Source organism: Saccharopolyspora sp. SCSIO 74807, from assembly GCF_037023755.1.
Classification (GTDB): Bacteria; Actinomycetota; Actinomycetes; order Mycobacteriales; family Pseudonocardiaceae; genus Saccharopolyspora_C; species Saccharopolyspora_C galaxeae.
Map to the genome: position 1 here is coordinate 1725945 of NZ_CP146100.1, position 18139 is coordinate 1744083.

The 18139-nt window shown below is 71.1% G+C and carries 13 protein-coding genes; 7 read left to right on the forward strand and 6 right to left on the reverse strand.

Features of this window, described 5'->3' with window-relative positions:
• Positions 1 to 37: 37 nt before the first annotated feature.
• The 4 genes from V1457_RS07745 to V1457_RS07760 form a co-directional block, all read right to left on the reverse strand.
• The gene (locus tag V1457_RS07745; protein ID WP_338601883.1) at positions 38 to 1588 is read right to left on the reverse strand and encodes a protein kinase family protein; all 1551 of its coding nucleotides are present in this window, start codon (positions 1586 to 1588) and stop codon (positions 38 to 40) included.
• A gap of 204 nt (positions 1589 to 1792) precedes the next feature.
• On the reverse strand, positions 1793 to 3712 hold the full coding sequence (gene murJ / locus V1457_RS07750) for a murein biosynthesis integral membrane protein MurJ (protein WP_338601886.1): 1920 nt from the start codon (positions 3710 to 3712) through the stop codon (positions 1793 to 1795).
• A gap of 71 nt (positions 3713 to 3783) precedes the next feature.
• Complete coding sequence (locus tag V1457_RS07755; protein ID WP_200068019.1) at positions 3784 to 6084, reverse strand: DUF6049 family protein; 2301 nt, start codon at positions 6082 to 6084, stop codon at positions 3784 to 3786.
• Positions 6081 to 6641 (reverse strand): NUDIX hydrolase, encoded by a 561-nt coding sequence (locus V1457_RS07760; protein WP_338601891.1) that lies wholly within the window; start codon positions 6639 to 6641, stop codon positions 6081 to 6083. The genes V1457_RS07755 and V1457_RS07760 overlap by 4 nt, the downstream gene beginning before the upstream one ends.
• Before the next feature lie 98 nt (positions 6642 to 6739).
• Here V1457_RS07760 and V1457_RS07765 point away from each other — a divergent pair, with 98 nt between their 5' ends.
• Positions 6740 to 8236, forward strand: coding sequence for a CCA tRNA nucleotidyltransferase (locus V1457_RS07765; protein ID WP_338601894.1), 1497 nt, complete (start codon positions 6740 to 6742; stop codon positions 8234 to 8236).
• Between the two features lie 219 nt (positions 8237 to 8455).
• Positions 8456 to 9028, forward strand: a complete 573-nt coding sequence (locus tag V1457_RS07770; RefSeq protein WP_200068016.1) for a YqgE/AlgH family protein — start codon at positions 8456 to 8458, stop codon at positions 9026 to 9028.
• Positions 9029 to 9034: 6 nt separating this feature from the next.
• Here V1457_RS07770 and V1457_RS07775 read toward each other — a convergent pair whose 3' ends face one another.
• Positions 9035 to 9433 (reverse strand): SdpI family protein, encoded by a 399-nt coding sequence (locus tag V1457_RS07775; protein WP_307849826.1) that lies wholly within the window; start codon positions 9431 to 9433, stop codon positions 9035 to 9037.
• A gap of 67 nt (positions 9434 to 9500) precedes the next feature.
• On the opposite strand from V1457_RS07775, the gene V1457_RS07780 reads away from it, so the two are divergent.
• The 4 genes from V1457_RS07780 to V1457_RS07795 all read left to right on the forward strand — a co-directional run bounded on the left by V1457_RS07780 (position 9501) and on the right by V1457_RS07795 (position 16553).
• Positions 9501 to 10586 carry an esterase-like activity of phytase family protein gene (locus V1457_RS07780; RefSeq protein WP_338601900.1) on the forward strand — a complete coding sequence of 362 codons (1086 nt, stop codon included), beginning with the start codon at positions 9501 to 9503 and terminating at the stop codon, positions 10584 to 10586.
• A 129-nt stretch (positions 10587 to 10715) separates the two neighbouring features.
• Complete coding sequence (gene leuS, locus V1457_RS07785) at positions 10716 to 13682, forward strand: leucine--tRNA ligase (protein WP_338601903.1); 2967 nt, start codon at positions 10716 to 10718, stop codon at positions 13680 to 13682.
• A gap of 161 nt (positions 13683 to 13843) precedes the next feature.
• Positions 13844 to 15808 (forward strand): acyl-CoA dehydrogenase, encoded by a 1965-nt coding sequence (locus tag V1457_RS07790; RefSeq protein ID WP_338601906.1) that lies wholly within the window; start codon positions 13844 to 13846, stop codon positions 15806 to 15808.
• 349 nt (positions 15809 to 16157) lie between these two features.
• Complete coding sequence (locus tag V1457_RS07795; protein WP_338601909.1) at positions 16158 to 16553, forward strand: CAP domain-containing protein; 396 nt, start codon at positions 16158 to 16160, stop codon at positions 16551 to 16553.
• A gap of 103 nt (positions 16554 to 16656) precedes the next feature.
• On the opposite strand, the gene V1457_RS07800 is transcribed toward V1457_RS07795, so the two are convergent.
• Positions 16657 to 17400 carry a TetR/AcrR family transcriptional regulator gene (locus V1457_RS07800; protein ID WP_200068010.1) on the reverse strand — a complete coding sequence of 248 codons (744 nt, stop codon included), beginning with the start codon at positions 17398 to 17400 and terminating at the stop codon, positions 16657 to 16659.
• Between the two features lie 218 nt (positions 17401 to 17618).
• Here V1457_RS07800 and V1457_RS07805 point away from each other — a divergent pair, with 218 nt between their 5' ends.
• Complete coding sequence (locus V1457_RS07805; protein ID WP_200068009.1) at positions 17619 to 17984, forward strand: glutaredoxin domain-containing protein; 366 nt, start codon at positions 17619 to 17621, stop codon at positions 17982 to 17984.
• Positions 17985 to 18139: the final 155 nt, after the last annotated feature.

Below are 18139 nucleotides of genomic sequence, written 5' to 3' on the forward strand. Positions count from 1 at the left end.
ACCGGTACGCCCGCTGCGCACCGGTGACCGCGGCCGGTCAGGACGCGCTGCCCTGCACCGTGATCTCGTTGATCCGGGACTGGTACTTGCCGCCGGACGGGGCGAGCTGCTTGACCCACACGATCAGGTTCTGCGTCGGCTGGCCCTGGGCGATCGGGATCGTCGTCTGGCCCGCGTTGAGCGTCTGCTGGCCGAGCAGCGGACTGGCGTCCACGTTCGGGTTCGGCCCGTTCGCCGCGCGGACCTCGACCACGGTGCCCGCGCTGGGCGAATCGATCACGACTTCGCGCACGCTCGTCGGCCGCTGCAGCGTCAGCAGCGTCCCGGTGCCCGACTTGAACCCGCTGCCGAACTGGTCGTTGTAGGAGTCGGTGGCCCACGAGGTCGACGGATCGCCGTCGTAGAGGTTCGGGATCTTGTCCGGGCTGTCCGGCGTCTGCTCCTTGATGATCGGCGTGCCGCCGGTGACCTGCACCGGTACCGGACGGGCCTGCTGGTCCGGCTCCCCCAGCGTCTTCGAGGGGCCTTCGGCCTGGTCGCCGCCCGCGAAGATGCCGATCAGGTTGGCCGCGATCCAGCCGATGACCAGCAGGGTGGCCACCGCCAGCGCGCCCACGCTGATCGCGAGCTTCTTGCGCTTGACCTTGTCCGGCTTCGGGTCCTGGGTGCTCCACACCTCGTGGGTGTCGCCGCTGGTCGGCGGCTGCTGCACCACCGAGGTCGGGCCGTCGAACGTGGCGTGCTGCTCCAGCACCCGGAGCACCGCGGCGCCCGTGCGGACGCCGCCGGTGGTGCCGTTGCCGTCCTGGCTGCCGAGCGCGCGCAGCGCGACCGTGGACAGCTCCAGCGGCACGGTCGGGCGCAGCGTGCGCGGCGCGACGATGGTGCCGTCCGGGCCGGTCGGGGCCAGCGCAAGGCCCTCCGGAGCCCCGTCCAGCGCCCATCGGCCGGTCAGCAGCAGGTACAGCGCGGCACCCAGCCCGCGCACGTCGTCGGTGGAACTGGCCGCTGAAAGCGGGCCGGGGAACGCCATCCGGACCTCGCCCTCCGGCGTCACCCGGATGCGCTGCGGATGATCCGCACCGAGGACCAGACCTGCGTGGTGCGCCGCCTCGACGGCGGCGGCCAGCGGTTGCAGCAGCCGCGCGGCCGTGCCGGGCGGCAGCGGTCCCTCGGAGACCAGGTCCAGCAGGTCGGTGCCGTGGGTCCATTCGGCGATGACCACACCGAGCACGCCGTCCGGATCACCGGGCGCCGGCGTGACGACGTCCAGCACTCGCGCGACGCCGACGTGGTTGAAGGTGCTGGCGTGCATCGCCCGCTCCAGCGTGCGCCGCGCGCTGGACGCCGACTGCGAGTCCGAGCGGTCCCCGGTCAGGATCGTCAGCGCGACGTCGCGCCCGAGCACACCGTCCTTGGCCCGCCATAGCTCCGCGTCGCACCGCGGGTCCGAGCCGACCTTCGCCAGCAGGCGGTATCGGCCGTGGTCGAGCACCGCTCCGGGGGTCAGCGCTTGCTCCGCGTTCTCCGCCGAGCCCTCGACCGCGTCGTGTTCCGGCATTGCTTGCCTGGTCGGTTTGCTGCTCACCTTCCCTCTCCCGCTCCTCCCGCTCCAGCCGGGGGGCACTGGCCACCCCCTCCCCACGGGAGAAGACTTCCGGATCGAGGGTACGTGACGCTCACGGCAACTACGACGCAGCAGATCGGTGCGCCGCCCGATCGCACGCCGCGGTTCCCGCAGCCGGAGCAGTGCGGCAGCGCAACGGGCCGCTGGAGCACCGATCCGCGGACATCAGCCGCGGCGGACCATCGCGGTGACCCGGGCGACGGCTGGTTCGATCTCGCTCACCCGGAACAGCGTCATCAGCCCGAAGGTGGCCGCGAACCCGAGCACCGACCCGAGCAGGAGTTGCAGCCAGCCGGTACCGGCGCCCGCCGCTCCGGGGACCACGCCGTCGACGCCGAGCACGACCAGCCAGGTCACCAGCGCGCCCAGCACCGAAGCCGCGAAGGTCTTGCCGAGGGTGGCGGCGAACCGCCGTCCGTCGAGCGGGCCGAGCCGGTGCCGCAGCCACACCTCGCCCACCAGCCAGCCGACGACGAAGCCGAACGAGTTGATGAACACCAGCGCGTACAGCACCATCTGCGGGTCTTCGATCGCACCGCACAGCAAGGTGAGCACGACCTTGACGACGGTCATCACCACCATGATCAAGGTGGGCGTGCGGGCGTCCTTGAGCGCGTAGAACACCCGCATCTGCAGCATGGTGAGCGCGTACGGCAGCACGCCGAACGCCGAGACCGCCAGCGCGATGCCGATCTGGTCGGCGTCCCCGCTGCTCTTGCCGATCGAGAACAGCGCCAGCGCCAGCGGCAAGCCGATGGCGCTCATGATCCCGCTGATCGGCAGCAGCGCGACGGTGGACAGCCGGTTGCCCAGCGAGAGATCCGAGACCAGGCGCGGGTAGTCGTGGTCGGCTGCCGCCGCGCTCATCCGCGGCAGGATGGCGGTCATCACGGAGAAGCCGATGACGCCGTACGGCAGCTGCAGCAGCATCCACACGTAGTTGTACATCGACCACACGACGGCGCGGGTGCCGACGCCGCTCATCACCATGAGCCCGACCTGGCTGATCCCCACGTAGGCCAGCATCCACAGCGCCAGCCCGCCGAACTCGTTGAGCCGCGAGTCCCAGCCCCAGCGCCAGCGGAACCGGAAGCCGGTGCGGCGCAGCGCGGGCACCTGGATGAACGCCTGCGCCGCCACGCCGAGGGTCACGCCGATCCCCAGCACCAGCAGGTGCACGTTGGTCATCCGCACCGGGTTGATCGTGAGTTCGCCGGGGATCGCCCAGAACACGAAGATCGTGGTGATCACCACGAGGTTGTTCACGACCGGTGCCCACGCCGGTGGGCTGAAGATCTGCTTCGCCTGCAGGATCGCGCTCACCAGCGCGCTGATCCCGTAGAAGAGGATCTGCGGCAGCAGCAGGTAGGCGAGCGCGGTGGCCAGTTCCGGGCTGGCCTTGCCCCCGTCGCGCACGTAGAGCCACACCAAGCCGGGTGCGGCCACGACGGCGACCACGGTGCCGACCACCAGCAGCGCGACCGACATCGTCAGCAGCCGCTGGATGTAGGCCTCACCGCCGTCGGAATCCGACTTCTGCGCCCGCACCAGCACCGGCACGATCACGCTGGTCAGCACGCCGCCGATGAGGAACTCGAAGACGCTGTTGGGCAGGTTGTTGGCGACGGTGAACGAGTCGTTCTTCACCCCGAACCCGATCACCAGCGCTAGCAGCAGCTTCCAGCCGAAGCCGGTGATCCGGCTGATCAGCGTCGCGACGGCCATCGAGCCGCTCGCGCGCAGCAGCGACTTCTTGCCGCCGGAGGAGGTCGTGCGCAGCACTTGGGTCTGCTCGTCGGCGCGCTCGGCGGCCTGGTCCAGCCCCGGCTCGGGTAGCACCGCCGGGATCGGCTGGGTGTCGGCGGCGTGCCATCCCGGCTGGCGAGCGCCGCTGTGCGGCACGGGTCCGGGCGGCTGCGGCTGAGCGGGGCGTGGCTGCGACGGGTGCGCGGGGCGCGGCTGCGACGGGTGCGCGGGCACGCGCGGGATCGGCCGGGTCGATTCGGCGTCGGCGCCACGCCCCGGCGGCGGCTGGCCCGGACCGGGCACGTTCCGCCGCGTCTGCGCGTCGCTGTCTCGGTTCACCTCTCGCGCCCTTCACTCGCCGCCTGCGCCGCAGCAGCATGTCACCCCGGCGTGTGGCCTGGACCAGGATGTCAGCCCCGGTCGCGGTCACTTTCGGTGGTGTTGCCGGGCCCAGCGGGCGGCGGGCCGGTCACGCCGGGCATGGTTTCGGCCGCGGGATCGTCCCGGACGACCGGGTTCGGCGCGGTCGACTCGGAGTCCGAGTGCGGCTGCTCGCCCTGCCTGCCCCGGCGGGCGCGCAACCGGCGCAGGATCCGCCGGGCCGAGAGCACGACCAGCAGCGCGCTGGCGATCGCGGTGAATCCCACGGTGAACGGGTCGTAGGCGTAGGACTGCAGCTGCAGCCGCTTCGCGGGCCCGAGTTCGGTGCCGGACTCGGTGGTCACGTCCACGTCGACGGTGAACTGGCCCGCCCGGTGCACCTCGGTCTCCAGCCGGAAGTGCCTGCGGCCCTGCGCGGGAACCCGGATCACGCCGAGGTCCTTCGTCTTGATCCCGGCCGTGTCGGGGATGCGCAGCACCACCGAGACCGTCACCGGCAGGTCGTTGGTGACCGTCATCGGAATCGGCGCGTTCGAGGCGGTCAGCGTGATCTTCCCGGAGAACTCGTCCAGCCGGACCCGCGAGAGCACCCCGCCCAGCGTGTCCGAGGCGACCCGGACCCAGTGCCGGGCGGTGTCCGGATCACCGCGCCACGCGCTGGAAGCCCCGCGCAGCAGCCCGTTGCGCAGCGGGTTCGTCAGCGCGGCCGGTTCCAGGTTGGCCGCGGGGTCCCGGCTGCTGGAGCGGAACAGGTCGCCGACCTTGTAGTTCTGCCGCGCGAGCTGGTCCAGCACCGGCTGCGGGATCTCCTCGCCCGCGTGTTCCGGCGGGTAGGCCAACCGCGCTTCGGGAGGCGGCGTGGCGGCCTGCTGCGCCTGCCCGCCGTCCTGCGGCAACCCGGTCGGTCGCACGTACCCGGCGCCGGTGAGCTGTTCCATGCCCTGCAGCAGGGAACGCAGGTCCGAGCCGCTGAGGTTCCAGCGCCGTGGCGGCGCCAGCACCGAAGTCGCCCCGTCCTGGTAGCCGCCGGTCGCGCGGAACGCCATCGCACCGAGCGCGTTCTGCGCGCTCAACGCCCCGCTGTCCGGCGGGGACAGCGCGGTCGACTCCTGCGGCGTGCCGTGCAGCGGGTCCAGCGCTTCGGACAGCAGCGGGTCGACCGGCACCGCGGTCGGTGAGCCTTTGGCGCGCAGCCGCACCGGCTCCAGCGAGCCATCGGGCGTGGACAGCGACGAGGGCTCCATGAGCATCGTGTCGATGCCGAAGCGGCTGAGTTCGCTGGCGGCGGGCTCGTCCAGCGCGCCTTCGATCGGCCACAGCACGTTGCGCTGCGGTTCCTGGCGCAGCGTCTGGCGCACGACCAGCGCGCCGTCCAGCGCGCCCTGGATCAGGTCCGGCAGCCCGGCCCGGCCCAGCGCCACCACGTCGGAGTCGGCGTAGGGCAGCGAGATCACGCAACGGCCTTCGGTGGCCTGCCGCAGCTTGTTCATCCACAGCTGCGCCGACGCCGCCCCGGTGCCTTCGATGAGCCCGCCGTCGGGCTGGCGCACCTGGTAACCGCCCTGCATGGCGTTCACCGTCGCCAGCAGGTCCGGGTCGACGGCGAAGCACAGGCCGTTGCCCAGCGGGGACCCCGGTCCTGCGTTTTCCACCACGGACTGCACGAGGTCGTAGAGCCGGCCGCCAGGGGTGAGCGAACTGGCCAGCGAGTCGTCGGCGAGCACCGGACGCTGCCCCTGGGTGCCCTCCCGCTGCATCCGCGGGTAGTCGACGATCGGCACCAGCATCGTCATCGGCGTGGGCTGCGGAGGTTTCGCGGGCGGCGCGCCGGGCGTGTTGAGCACCGGCAGCAGGAAGCTCGCCTCACCGACCCGCGCCCGGCCGCCGTCGTCGGGTTTGCCGTTGACGTTGACCAGCAGCGGGAACGTCCCGGGCTGGTCGATCTGCAGCGACTGCGGACCGCCGTTGATCGGGATGCGCAGCTCGAACGGCGCCTGCTGCCCCGGCGCGAGGCTGCCCACCTGCGGTTGGAACTCGGGGCCCGTGACGGTCGAGGCGTTGCCGCGCACCGCGTCCTGGGTGGCCGGAACGGTGGAGGTCGGGGCGCCGCGCTGCACGCGGGCCTCGATGTCGTGCAGCGTGCGGCCGGAGGTGTTGGTCAGCCGCCCGCTGATCGTCACTTCGCCCGGTCCGGATACCACCGACGGAGTGACCTTGGTCACTTCGAGCTGGGCCAGCGACGAGTCCTGCGCATTCGCCGTGCCTGCCGAGGTGATCGGGATCCCGCCGATCAGCAGGACCGCCACCACGACGGCTACCAGACACCTCAACCCGGCTCCGTTCCCGTGCTCCGCGGCCGGTTCCCGGTCCCCGGCCTTGGCGCGCCGCCCGGGTCGGTCCCGTCCAGCAGCGCGACCGCGTGCCGCACCAGCCGCCGTTCGTCGGCGTAGGCCAGCACGCCGTCCAGTTCACCTAGCGGCACCCAAGCCACCTCGGTGACCTCCACGTCTTCGTCGGAAAGCTCTCCGCCGACCGCATCCAGCAGGAAGTGGTGCACCGTCTTGTGCACCCGCCGGTTGCCGGCGACGAACCAGTAGTCGATCGTGCCGATCGCCACCGTCACCCGTCCGATGATCCCGGTCTCTTCCGCGACCTCGCGCACCGCGGTCTGTTCCGGTCTCTCACCAGGCTCGATGTGGCCTTTCGGCAGCGACCACAGCAGTCGTCCCCTGCGGTCGGTCCGCCCGATGATCGCAGCGAGGCGTTCGGCGTCGTCGACCACCAGCCCCCCGGCCGAGGTCTCGTCCACGGTCCGCAGCCGCTTGCGGCGGCGCCGGTTGCGACGCCCCGGCTGCGGACCGCCGGAGCGGTGGGGCGACGGGGGCATGGCGCCGATGGTAATGCGATCAGCTGCGGGTCCGGGCCTCGTAGCGCGGCCTGCCGCCGCCTGCTGATCACCGGTTGAGCAGCCGATACCCTCGTGTCGTGGCCCCTTCGACCCGTGACGCCTCCGACGAGACCGACCTGCGTTCCCGTGAGCGGGAGGCGCAACGCAACGCCGTGGTCGAGCTCGTGAAGGTGGCCCCGGTCGCGCAGGAACTGGCCGACCGGTTCGCCGCCGCGGGCCACCGCCTGTACCTGGTGGGCGGCAGCGTGCGCGACGCGTTGCTCGGGCGGCTGGGCGCCGACCTGGACTTCACCACCGAGGCACGCCCGGACCGGGTCCGCGAGCTGTTGGACGGCTGGGCGGAGACCGTCTGGGACACCGGGATCGACTTCGGCACCCTCGGCGCCTACAAGCGCGGCACCACCGTGGAGATCACCACGTTCCGCGCGGACAGCTACGACCGGGTGAGCCGGAACCCGCAGGTCGACTTCGGCGACTCCATCGAGGGCGACGTGCTGCGCCGCGACTTCACCGTGAACGCCATGGCGATCGAGCTGGGTTCGCGCGAGTTCGTCGACCTGCACGGCGGTCTGGAGGACGTGGCGCGGCGCCGGTTGGACACGCCTGCGACTCCGCAGGAGTCGTTCGCCGACGACCCGCTGCGGATGCTGCGGGCCGCGCGGTTCGCAGCCCAGCTCGGTTTCGAGCCCGCGCCGCGGGTGGTCGAGGCGATGCGCGGCATGGCGGAGCAGATCGCCCGGATCACTCCGGAGCGGGTGCAGGCGGAGCTGTCGAAGCTGCTGTGCGGCCGGTACCCGCGCGAGGGCGTGCAGCTGCTGGTGCACACCGGGCTGGCCGAGCACGTCCTGCCCGAGGTGCCCGCGATGCGGCTGGAGATCGACGAGCACCACCAGCACAAGGACGTCTACGAGCACTCGCTGGTGGTCCTGCAGCAGGCGATCGACCTGGAGCGGGCCGCCGACCCGGACGGCGAGCCGGACCTGGTGCTGCGGCTGGCGGCGCTGCTGCACGACATCGGCAAGCCGGACACGCGGCGGTTCGAGCCGGGCGGCGGGGTGAGCTTCCACCACCACGAGGTGGTCGGCGCGAAGATGACGCGCAAGCGGCTGCGCGCGCTGCGCTACTCCAAGGAGATCGTGCACGACGTGTCCGACCTGGTGTACCTGCACCTGCGGTTCCACGGTTACGGCGAGGGGAACTGGACGGACTCCGCGGTGCGCCGCTACGTCACCGACGCCGGGCACTTGCTGCCGCGGCTGCACAAGCTGGTGCGCGCGGACTGCACCACCCGCAACCGGCGCAAGGCCAACGCGCTGCAGCGCTCCTACGACGACCTCGAGGAGCGGATCGCCCGGATCGCCGCCGAGGAGGACCTGGCGAAGGTCCGGCCGGACCTGGACGGCAACGAGATCATGCGGCTGCTCGGCGTCCCGCCGGGCCCGATCGTCGGCAAGGCGTGGAAGCACCTGAAGGACGTCCGGCTCGACCGCGGTCCGGTGGATCGCGCGGAGGCCGTCGCCGAGCTGTACCGGTGGGCGGCCGACCAGGGCATCGAGGTTCCCGGCGAGAGCTGATCCGTCGGTGCGCGGTCTCGCGCTGTACGGGTTCCGGCTTCTCCCCCAGTTTCCCTGCTCTGATCATCGCAGGTCAAAGCTTCATAATATTACTGAAGTGCAAATACTCAGGCGTTTCGGTGAACAATCAGCAGCGAAGGCTGACCATCGACTGCGGCCAACCGCATTCGTCGGGAGACGGACGCGCCGCGAACCGGCCACCTCTGCGATCATGCGGAGGTGGAATCTGACGCGGAGGTGGAGCCGGGGACGCTGCTGGTGGCTGCTCCGCAGCTACTCGATGAGAACTTCCGCCGCTCGGTGGTGTACGTGATCCACCACCGCGGCGAAGGCACCCTCGGCGTCATCCTGAACCGGCCCAGCGAGGTGGCGATCAGCGACGTGCTGCCGCATTGGGCACCGCACGCCAGCGAACCGCAGTCGCTGTTCGTCGGCGGACCGGTGGAACAGCGCACGGCGATCTGCCTGGCCGCCCTGCGCACCGGCGAGGACGTCGGAACTCTCGGCGGCGTGGTCGGCGTGCGCGGCCCGGTCGGCCTGGTCGACCTCGACGGAGATCCGGAGCAGCTGGTCCCGCGCACCCGCGGGCTGCGGTTCTTCGCCGGCTACGCGGGGTGGGAGGCGCGCCAGCTCGCCGGTGAGATCGAACGCGGTGACTGGCTCGTGGTGCCCGCGCTGCCGGACGACGTCATCGCCGCACCCGGCGCGGACTTGTGGGGCCGGGTGCTGCGGCGGCAGCGCACTCCGGTGTCGTTCCTGGCCACGCACCCTGGCGATGTGAAGCTGAACTGACCCCGCTCAGCCGCAACAGCCACCGGGGCAGCCGGTGCAGCCGCCGGCCGCGACCGGTTCGGGCAGGGCTTCCGCGGCCCGGTCGCCGAACACTCCGCCGATCACCATGAGCGCGAACGCGCCCGCGATGCCCAGCACGGCGACCAGCACGGCGCTGAACATCGTGCCCAGCAGCGGCTCCGAAACTCCGGCGAGCACGGCGATCGCGCCGCCTGCCAGCATCGCGGGCGCCGCCGCCCGGTTGCCGAGCTCGAAGGCTTCCTCGCTGCGCAGCGTCGCCGGCGTGCGAACCCCGACGTAGCGGTTCGGCGGGAGCTGGCTGCGCAGCCCGCGCCAGCCGATGAACAACAGCGCCGCCCCGAGCACCACGAGCAGCGCGGACAAGATCACCTGCACAGCTATCACCGGCCCAGCGTACGGCGGCCGCTCGCGGGTCATCCGCGCGCTACCCGGCTGGGGTTCACTGGGTCACATGATCGCAGCACGCTCGCCCGCAGCCCGGATTGCCGTCGCCCTCGCTGCCGGGCTGCTCTCCTCCGCCTGCGCGCAGCCGACGACCCCGCCGGAGGGCGTGCGCGTGCTCGGCGAGCGGACGTTGCCTTGGGGCACGACGTTCCAGAACACCACCGTGGGCGGATTGTCCGGGCTGGACTACGACGCCCGTTCCGGGCAGTGGGTGTTCATCAGCGATGATCGCTCGCAGCACCAGCCTTCCCGCACCTACACCGCGCAGATCGACGTGCGGGCGGACGGGCTCGGCGACTGGCGGCTCACCGGCACGCATCCGCTGCTGCGTCCGGACGGGAAGCCGTATCCGGAGGACGCGGTCGATCCGGAGGAGGTCCGCTTCGATCCGCGGTCGCACGAGCTGCGGTGGACCGCCGAAGGTGATCGCGACCGGCCGGCCGACCCGTCGATCCGTTCGGCGGCGCCCGACGGCGGGTTCCGCGGCGAGCTCCCGCTGCCGCCGAACCTGGCGATGCGCCCCGGCAGCGGTCCGCGGGACAACGAGTCGCTGGAGTCGCTGACCTTCGCCGCCGGCGGATCGCTGCTGATCAGCGCGGTGGAGTCGACGCTGCTGCAGGACGGCGAACCACCGGATCCGGAACGCGGCGCGCTCAGCCGGGTCACCGTGCAGGACCGGGCAGGCCGGGTGTCGGCGCAGCACGCCTACCCCGTCGACCCGGTCTTCGCCCGGGGCGGCGGTGACAACGGGATCGCGTCGATCCTCGCCGACGAGCGCGACCCGTCCCGATTGCTGGTGCTGGAGCGCGCCTACGTGCCGGGCGCGGGCAACTCGGTCCGCGTCTACGAGGCGGATCCGCGCGGAGCGACCGACGTGCGGCACCTCGGCTCCTTGCGCGGCACCGAGGTCGCGCCGATGCGCAAGCGGCTGCTCGCGGACCTCTCCGGCCTCGGGCTCAGCACCGTGGACAACGTCGAAGGGATCGCCTGGGGACCGCGCCTGCCCACCGGCGAACACACCCTGGCCCTGGTCAGCGACAACAATTTCTCCCCAGCCCAGACGACCCAGCTGATCGCGCTCGCCGTGCGGTGAGGCCGGGTCGTCGCCGACGATCAGCCCGCCCGCCGGCGCCCCGGGCGGGCCTGCGGGAAACGCGTTGGCGGCGGGCGGCACACTAGGGGTGTGCGATCCGCGTGATGAGCAGGGAAGGAAGCACAGGCGATGAGCGGCCAGGCAGCAGGCGTGACGGGCGAGCCGACGGAGACCCCGGTGACGGGAGGCCCGGCGACGGGGGGCCCGAACGGGAGTGAGGAGGCGCCCCGGTTCCGCTACACGGCGGAGATCGCGGCCGAGGTCGAACAGCGCTGGCAGCGGCGCTGGGAGGAGCTCGGCACCTTCCACGCCCCGAACCCGGTCGGCAAGCTGCGCGCCGAATCGGCCGACGACCCGGCAGGCGGCGACCCGGAATCCGCCGAGAAGCTGTTCATCCAGGACATGTTCCCGTACCCGTCGGGCTCCGGGCTGCACGTCGGACATCCGCTGGGCTTCATCGGCACCGACGTCTACGCCCGCTTCCACCGGATGCTGGGCCGCAACGTGCTGCACACGATGGGTTTCGACGCCTTCGGGCTGCCCGCCGAGCAGTACGCGGCGCAGACCGGCACGCACCCGCGCACCACGACCGAGCAGAACATCGAGCGGTACCTCAACCAGATCCGCAGGCTGGGGCTGGGCCACGACGAGCGCAGGCGGATCGCCACCACCGACATCGAGTTCTACAAGTGGACGCAGTGGATCTTCCTGCAGATCTTCAACGCCTGGTACGACACCGCCGCCGACGGCGGCCGCGGCCGGGCGCGGCCGATCGCCGAGCTGGAGGAGCAGTTCGCCGCCGGTGAGCGCGCCACCCCGGACGGCAGGGCGTGGACCGAGCTGTCCCGCACCGAGCAGCGCCGGCTGATCGACACCTACCGGCTGGCCTACCTGTCCGAGGCCCCGGTGAACTGGGCGCCCGGTCTGGGCACCGTCGTGGCGAACGAGGAGGTCACCGCGGACGGCCTGACCGAGCGCGGCAACTTCCCGGTGTTCCGCCGCAATCTGAAGCAGTGGATGATGCGGATCACCGCTTACGCCGACCGCCTGGTCGACGACCTGGACCGGCTGGACTGGCCGGACAAGGTCAAGAGCATGCAGCGGAACTGGATCGGCCGCTCGCACGGCGCGAACGTGACCTTCCGGCTGGACGGTTCCGCGGGCGAGGTGCAGGTGTTCACCACCCGCCCGGACACGTTGTTCGGCGTGACCTACCTGGTGCTGGCCCCGGAGCACCCGCTGGTCGACGAGCTGACCACCACCGAGTGGCCCGAGGGCACCCACGAGGTGTGGACCGGCGGCGCGGCGACGCCCGCCGAAGCGGTCGCCGACTACCGGCGCACCGCTTCGATGAAGTCCGACCTGGACCGCCAGGAGAACAAGGACAAGACCGGCGTGTTCACCGGTGCGTGGGCGACGAACCCGGTCAACGGCGCCCAGATCCCGGTGTTCGTGGCGGACTACGTGCTGATGGGCTACGGCACCGGCGCGATCATGGCGGTGCCCGGTGAGGACCTCCGCGACTGGGACTTCGCGCACGTCTTCGAGCTGCCGGTGGTGCGCACCGTGCAGCCCTCCGCCGAGCACCCGGGCGGCGCCTACACCGGTGACGGGCCGCGGATCAACTCCGCGAATCCGCAAGCCGGTCTGGACCTGAACGGGCTGGGCCTGGAGGACGCCAAGAGCACCGTCACCGAGTGGCTCGAGCAGCGCGGGCACGGCGCGGGGACCGTGGAGTACAAGCTGCGCGACTGGCTGTTCGCGCGGCAGCGCTACTGGGGCGAGCCGTTCCCGATCGTCTACGACGAAGACGGCGTGCCGCTGGGCGTGCCGGACGGCGAACTGCCGGTGGTGCTGCCGGAGGTCGCGGACTACTCGCCGCGCACCTTCGACCCGGAGGACGCCGACAGCCGCCCGGAGCCGCCGCTGGCCAAGGCCACCGACTGGGCCGAGGTCGAGCTGGACCTGGGCGACGGGCTCAAGCACTACAGCCGGGACACCAACGTGATGCCGCAGTGGGCCGGTTCCTGCTGGTACCAGCTGCGCTACATCGACCCGGTCAACGACGAGGCGTTCGTCGACCCGGTCAACGAGCGGTACTGGATGGGCCCGCGCCCGCAGCAGCACGGCGCGAGCGACCCGGGCGGGCTGGACCTGTACGTCGGCGGCGTGGAGCACGCGGTGCTGCACCTGCTGTACTCCCGGTTCTGGCACAAGGTGCTGTACGACCTGGGCTACGTGAGCTCGGAGGAGCCGTACCGGCGGCTGTACAACCAGGGCTACATCCAGGCGTTCGCCTTCACCGACTCGCGCGGCGTGTACGTGCCCGCCGAGGAGGTCGAGGAAAGCGGCGGCGAGTACTTCTTCCACGGCGAACCGGTCCGCCGCGAGTACGGGAAGATGGGCAAGAGCCTGAAGAACTCCGTGTCCCCGGACGACATGGCCGACAGCTACGGCGCGGACACGCTGCGGCTCTACGAGATGGCGATGGGCCCGCTGGACACCTCGCGTCCGTGGGCGACCAAGGACGTCGTCGGCTCGCAACGGTTCCTGCAGCGGCTGTGGCGCAACGTCATCGACGAGCACACCGGGCAGCTGCGGGTCGCCGACGAGCGCCCGGACGAAGAGATGCTGCGTGCGCTGCACAAGACCATCGCGGGTGTCCGGGAGGACTTGGACGCGCTGCGGTTCAACACCGCGGTGGCGAAGCTGATCGAGCTGAACAACCGCGTCACCAAGACCTACTCGGCGCAGCAGCGCACGCCGCGGCAGGTCGTCGAGCCGCTGGTGCTGATGGTCGCCCCGCTGACCCCGCACCTGGCCGAGGAGCTGTGGGCGCGGCTGGGCCACGACACCAGCCTGGCGCACGGCCCGTTCCCGGTGGCGGATCCCGAGTACCTGGTCGAGGACACCGCGGAGTACCCGATCCAGATCAACGGCAAGGTGCGCTCCCGGGTGGTCGTGCCCGCATCGGCCGAGCAGGACGAGGTGCGTGCGGCGGCGCTGGCGGACGAGAAGGTGGTGGCCGCGCTGGAGGGCAACGAGCCGCGCAAGGTCATCGTCGTGCCCGGCAAGCTGGTCAACGTGGTGGCCTGAGCCGCCCTGCGGCGAACGGCCCGCTCCGCGCGAGCGGGCCGTTTTCGCGTCGAACCGGTTCCGGAACGGGTAGGCCGAGGTGGCGAGGCAGGTCACGTAGCGCTGGTTACTCACGAGTAACTACGCTCGGCGGCGACGGAACTCCAAGTGCGGAGGCTGGCATGGATATCCCGAGGACACCGGCCGGATTCGACGCGGGTGAGCTGGCGGCTCTGCTGGACGGGCGCTGGGCTGACGTCCGCGCGCAGGTCCGCAGCGCGCTGGAGGGCACCGAGCTGCCACCCGGCGATCACCTGGACACCGAGGCGCACCGCGCGCTGACCCTGGAGCAGCTGCACCTGCTGGTCAAAAGCGGCATCCCGGAGATCGGCTTCCCGGTCGCGCAAGGCGGGCAGGGCGACACCGGCGGTTCGGTGGTGTCCCTGGAGATGCTGGCCGGGAACCTCTCGCTGATGGTCAAGTCCGGGGTCCAGTGGGGCCTGTTCGGCGGTGCGGTGCAGGCGCTGGGCACCGAACGGCACCACGAGCGCTACCTGCCGTCGATCATCAACCTGGACCTGCCGGGTTGCTTCGCGATGACCGAGACCGGGCACGGCTCGGACGTGCAGCGCCTGCGCAGCACCGCCGCCTACGACCCGGCGACCGAAGAGTTCGTCGTGCACACCCCGCACGAGTCGGCGCGCAAGGAGTACATCGGCAACGCCGCCCGCGACGGCCGGATGGCGGTGGTGTTCGCCCAGCTGTTCACCGGCGGCCAGGGGCACGGCGTGCACGCGTTCATGGTTCCGATCCGCGACTCCGCGGGTGCGGTCCTGCCCGGCGTGCACATCGAGGACTGCGGCCGCAAGGCCGGGCTCAACGGCGTGGACAACGGGCGCATCACCTTCGACAACGTGCGAGTCCCGCGCGAAGCGCTGCTCAACCGCTACGGCGACGTGGCCGCGGACGGCACCTACAGCAGTCCGATCGACAGCACCGGCAAGCGGTTCTTCACCATGCTGGGCACGCTGATCCGCGGCCGGATCTCGGTGGCGGGCACGGCGGGCAGCGCCACGAAGCTGGCCCTGGAGATCGCGCTGCGCTACGGCTCGGCGCGCAGGCAGTTCGACCGGCCCGGCACCGACGAGGAAACCGTCGTGCTGGACTACCTCGGGCACCAGCGCAAGCTGCTGCCCGCGCTGGCGAAGACGTTCGCGCTGCACTTCGCGCAGGAACAGCTGGTATCGACGCTGCACGAGGTGCAGGGCTCCGGGGACGAACGCGCACAGCGGGAACTGGAGTCGCGCACCGCGGGGATCAAAGCCGTCACCACCTGGCACGCCACCCGGACCATCCAGATCGCGCGCGAGGCGTGCGGCGGCGCCGGCTACCTCGCGGAGAACCAGTTGCCGCAGCTCAAGGCGGACACCGACGTGTTCACGACCTTCGAGGGCGACAACACGGTGCTGCTGCAGCTGGTCGCCAAGGGCCTGCTGACGAACTACAAGGGCCAGTTCGACGAGCTCGGCACGATGGGGATGGCCAGGTTCGTCGCCGACCAGTTCGTGGGCGCGGTGATCGAACGCACGGCGGCGAAGTCGCTGGTGCAGCGCCTGGTCGACGCCGCGGTGCCGGACGACGAGGAGGCGGTGTTCGAGCGCGGCTGGCAGGTGAAGCTGTTCGACGACCGCGAGCGGCACGTGCTCGACGGCCTCGCCCGCCGCCTGCGGCGCGCCACCGGCGGTTCCGCGGACCCGTTCGAGGTGTTCAACGACGCGCAGGACCACGTGCTGCGCGCGGCGCGGGTGCACATCGACCGGGTCGTGCTCGAGGCGTTCGTCGCCGGTGTCGAGCGCTGCCAGGATCCGGACACCGCGCTGGTGCTGGAGCGCCTGTGCGATCTGTACGTGCTGTCCACGGTCGAGGAGGACCGGGGCTGGTTCCTGGAGCACGAGCGGATCACCCCGCGGCGGGCGAAGGCCGTGACCGAGGCGGTGAACGGGTTGTGCCAGGCGTTGCGCCCGCACGCGGTGGACTTGGTGGCGGCGTTCGGCCTGCCGCGCCAGTGGCTCACCGCGCCGATCGCGAACGGTGCGGAGCAGCAGCGCCAGGAGGTCCAGCGGGAGCACGACCGCCGAGACGTCTGATCCGCATTCTGCCGGGCGGCCCGCTCGTGGCGATCTGCCGACGGGCGGGCCGCGCTTTTTGTCGCGAACCCGAACTGATCGGGAATTGTTCGGAAGGGCGTGCGAAATCGCCTGTTTTTACGGAACCAGATCTTTCCGATATGACGCTGTGCAGGAATAATGGAAGATCGACGAATTCGAAACGATATGGACCGAATGCTCACCGTCGCTTGATCTGTGCCGATATGCACACATGGCGGAAACTGCTTCATGCGAATGGGTAGTTTCTCGCCGCATGGCACGGACCAATTTTAAACGCACTGTAATCGCATCCGGACTCGTAGCCGCGGCGCTCGGTGCGGGCGCCGCCATGCCCGCGCAGGCGCTCGCCGCCGACGCCGGGCAGCAGAACCGCGTCGTCGAACTCGTCAACCAGCAGCGCGCCGGTGCCGGCTGCGGACCGGTGAAGGTCGACAAGCGGCTCACCCAAGCGGCCAACGGGCACAGCTCCGACATGGCCAACCGGAACTACTTCTCGCACGACACCCCGGAAGGCGTGTCGTTCGACAAGCGGATCAAGAACGCGGGCTACCCGTCCCCGGGCGCGGAGAACATCGCCGCCGGCCAGAGCAGCCCCGAGCAGGTGATGAACGCCTGGATGAAATCGCCAGGGCACAAGAAGAACATCCTGAACTGCAAGCTGAACAAGATCGGCGTCGGAGTCGAGACCAGCGGCTGGAACTGGACGCAGGACTTCGGCTACTGATCCCCCCGGACCGCGACTCCGCTGCACGGGCGCAGCGAGCATCGCGGCCCGATCGGCGTGCGGCCAGGGCTCCCGGTTCGCCGAGGGGCCCTGGCCGCACGTGTCATCCGGTGGTCAGCCCGAGCTCGTGGGCCAGCTCGTCGAGCAGCGACTCGTAGAGCCGGTCGGAGTGCGCCAACGTGAACGGGAACCGCCCGAACACCTCCAGCGCCACGTGCCCGTAGATCCGGACCCACCAGCGCAGCAGGAAGTAGACCGCGTCGGTGTCCTGCGCTTCCGCGGGCAGGTCGATCCCGTGCTGCGAGAACGCCTCGGCCAGCGCGAGCTGGTTCGGGGACAGTTCCGATTGCAGGCTCGCCGGCGCCGACTCGCGGTCCACCACGTGCGTGCTCTCGGCCATCAGCGGGCCGATGAGCCGCAGGAAGACCCCGGCGAACTGGTCCCGGGCGCCTTCCGGACCGGCGCCGTCCGCGCCGGGTTCCGCGGTCTCGTCCGCGCGGGTGGCGAAAACCAGCCCGAACTCCTTGGGATGCGCCAGCGCCCAGCGCCGAAAACCGTGGCACACCGACCGCAGTTTCCCGTGGAAGTCGCGCTGGTCGATCTCGCGCAACCGCTCGCTCAGCTCGTCGACCAGGTCGCCGCAGATGTCCTCGCCGAGTTGGCGCAGCAGGTCTTCGCGCGAGTCGTAGTAGCGGTACAGCGCGGGTGCGGTGATGCCCAGCTCGCGGGCGATCGCGCGCAACGTGACCGCGTCCCGGCCCTGTTCGATGAGCAGCGTCCGGGCGTGCTGGCGGATCTCCATCTCGGTGGCAGCACGGATGCGTTCGCGCCGAGTGCCCTCGCTCATCTGACCGACTCCATGGCGTGTTCCGCCGGTGCCGCGCGGCGGGTTCGACCGCTGCGCAGCTCACCGATCGGACGGCGATCAATTACTTGCGGTGCACGTTATCGGTTCCGTTCCGGTCGCCACCACCGAACGCCGATCAGGAATATCGACTTGTCGGCATGTGTTGGCGCTGCCGAAGACGGCCGGTCGGTGGCCTCCGGGGCGGAAAGGTGTACTCGATGGACGCGGCAGGAACGAACGACCCAGCGGGAACGAACGACGCGGCGGCGCGGGAACTCGTCGTCTACACCAGGCCCGGCTGCCCGTTCTGCACATCGCTGCGGGCGGGCCTGCGCAAGCAGGGGGTGGCCTTCCGGGAGCTCGACATCTGGCAGGACGACGAAGCCAGGGCCGTCGTGCGGTCGATCGCGGACGGCAACGAGACGGTCCCGACGGTCGTGGTCGGTGAGTTCTCGGCGGTGAACCCGTCGGCGTCCGAGGTCGTCGCGGCGCTCGGCGAGCACGCGCCGGAGCTGCTGCCGGAGCAGAAGCCGGGTCCGGTGCAAGGCACGCTGAACGCGCTGGGCCTGCGGCGCAACGGCTGAGCAGCGCGGGCCGCGGCCGACCCGGTCGCGCAACCGCACGGGCCGGGATGAACCAGGGCCGGCCGCACGGGGGGCGTTGCGACCGGCACCTGGGGGTTGCGATCGTCGGTGGCGCGATACCGGCGAGCAGCAACTCATCCAGTTTGACGTTCAGC

Coding starts and splice junctions, on each gene's coding strand:
- V1457_RS07795 (WP_338601909.1), top strand. CDS start 16,158: ATGCCCGCGCAGGCGCTCGCCGCCGACGCCGGGCAGCAGAACCGCGTC.
- V1457_RS07790 (WP_338601906.1), top strand. CDS start 13,844: ATGGATATCCCGAGGACACCGGCCGGATTCGACGCGGGTGAGCTGGCG.
- V1457_RS07760 (WP_338601891.1), bottom strand. CDS start 6,641: ATGCCCCCGTCGCCCCACCGCTCCGGCGGTCCGCAGCCGGGGCGTCGC.
- leuS (WP_338601903.1), top strand. CDS start 10,716: ATGAGCGGCCAGGCAGCAGGCGTGACGGGCGAGCCGACGGAGACCCCG.
- V1457_RS07800 (WP_200068010.1), bottom strand. CDS start 17,400: ATGAGCGAGGGCACTCGGCGCGAACGCATCCGTGCTGCCACCGAGATG.
- V1457_RS07780 (WP_338601900.1), top strand. CDS start 9,501: ATGATCGCAGCACGCTCGCCCGCAGCCCGGATTGCCGTCGCCCTCGCT.
- V1457_RS07805 (WP_200068009.1), top strand. CDS start 17,619: ATGGACGCGGCAGGAACGAACGACCCAGCGGGAACGAACGACGCGGCG.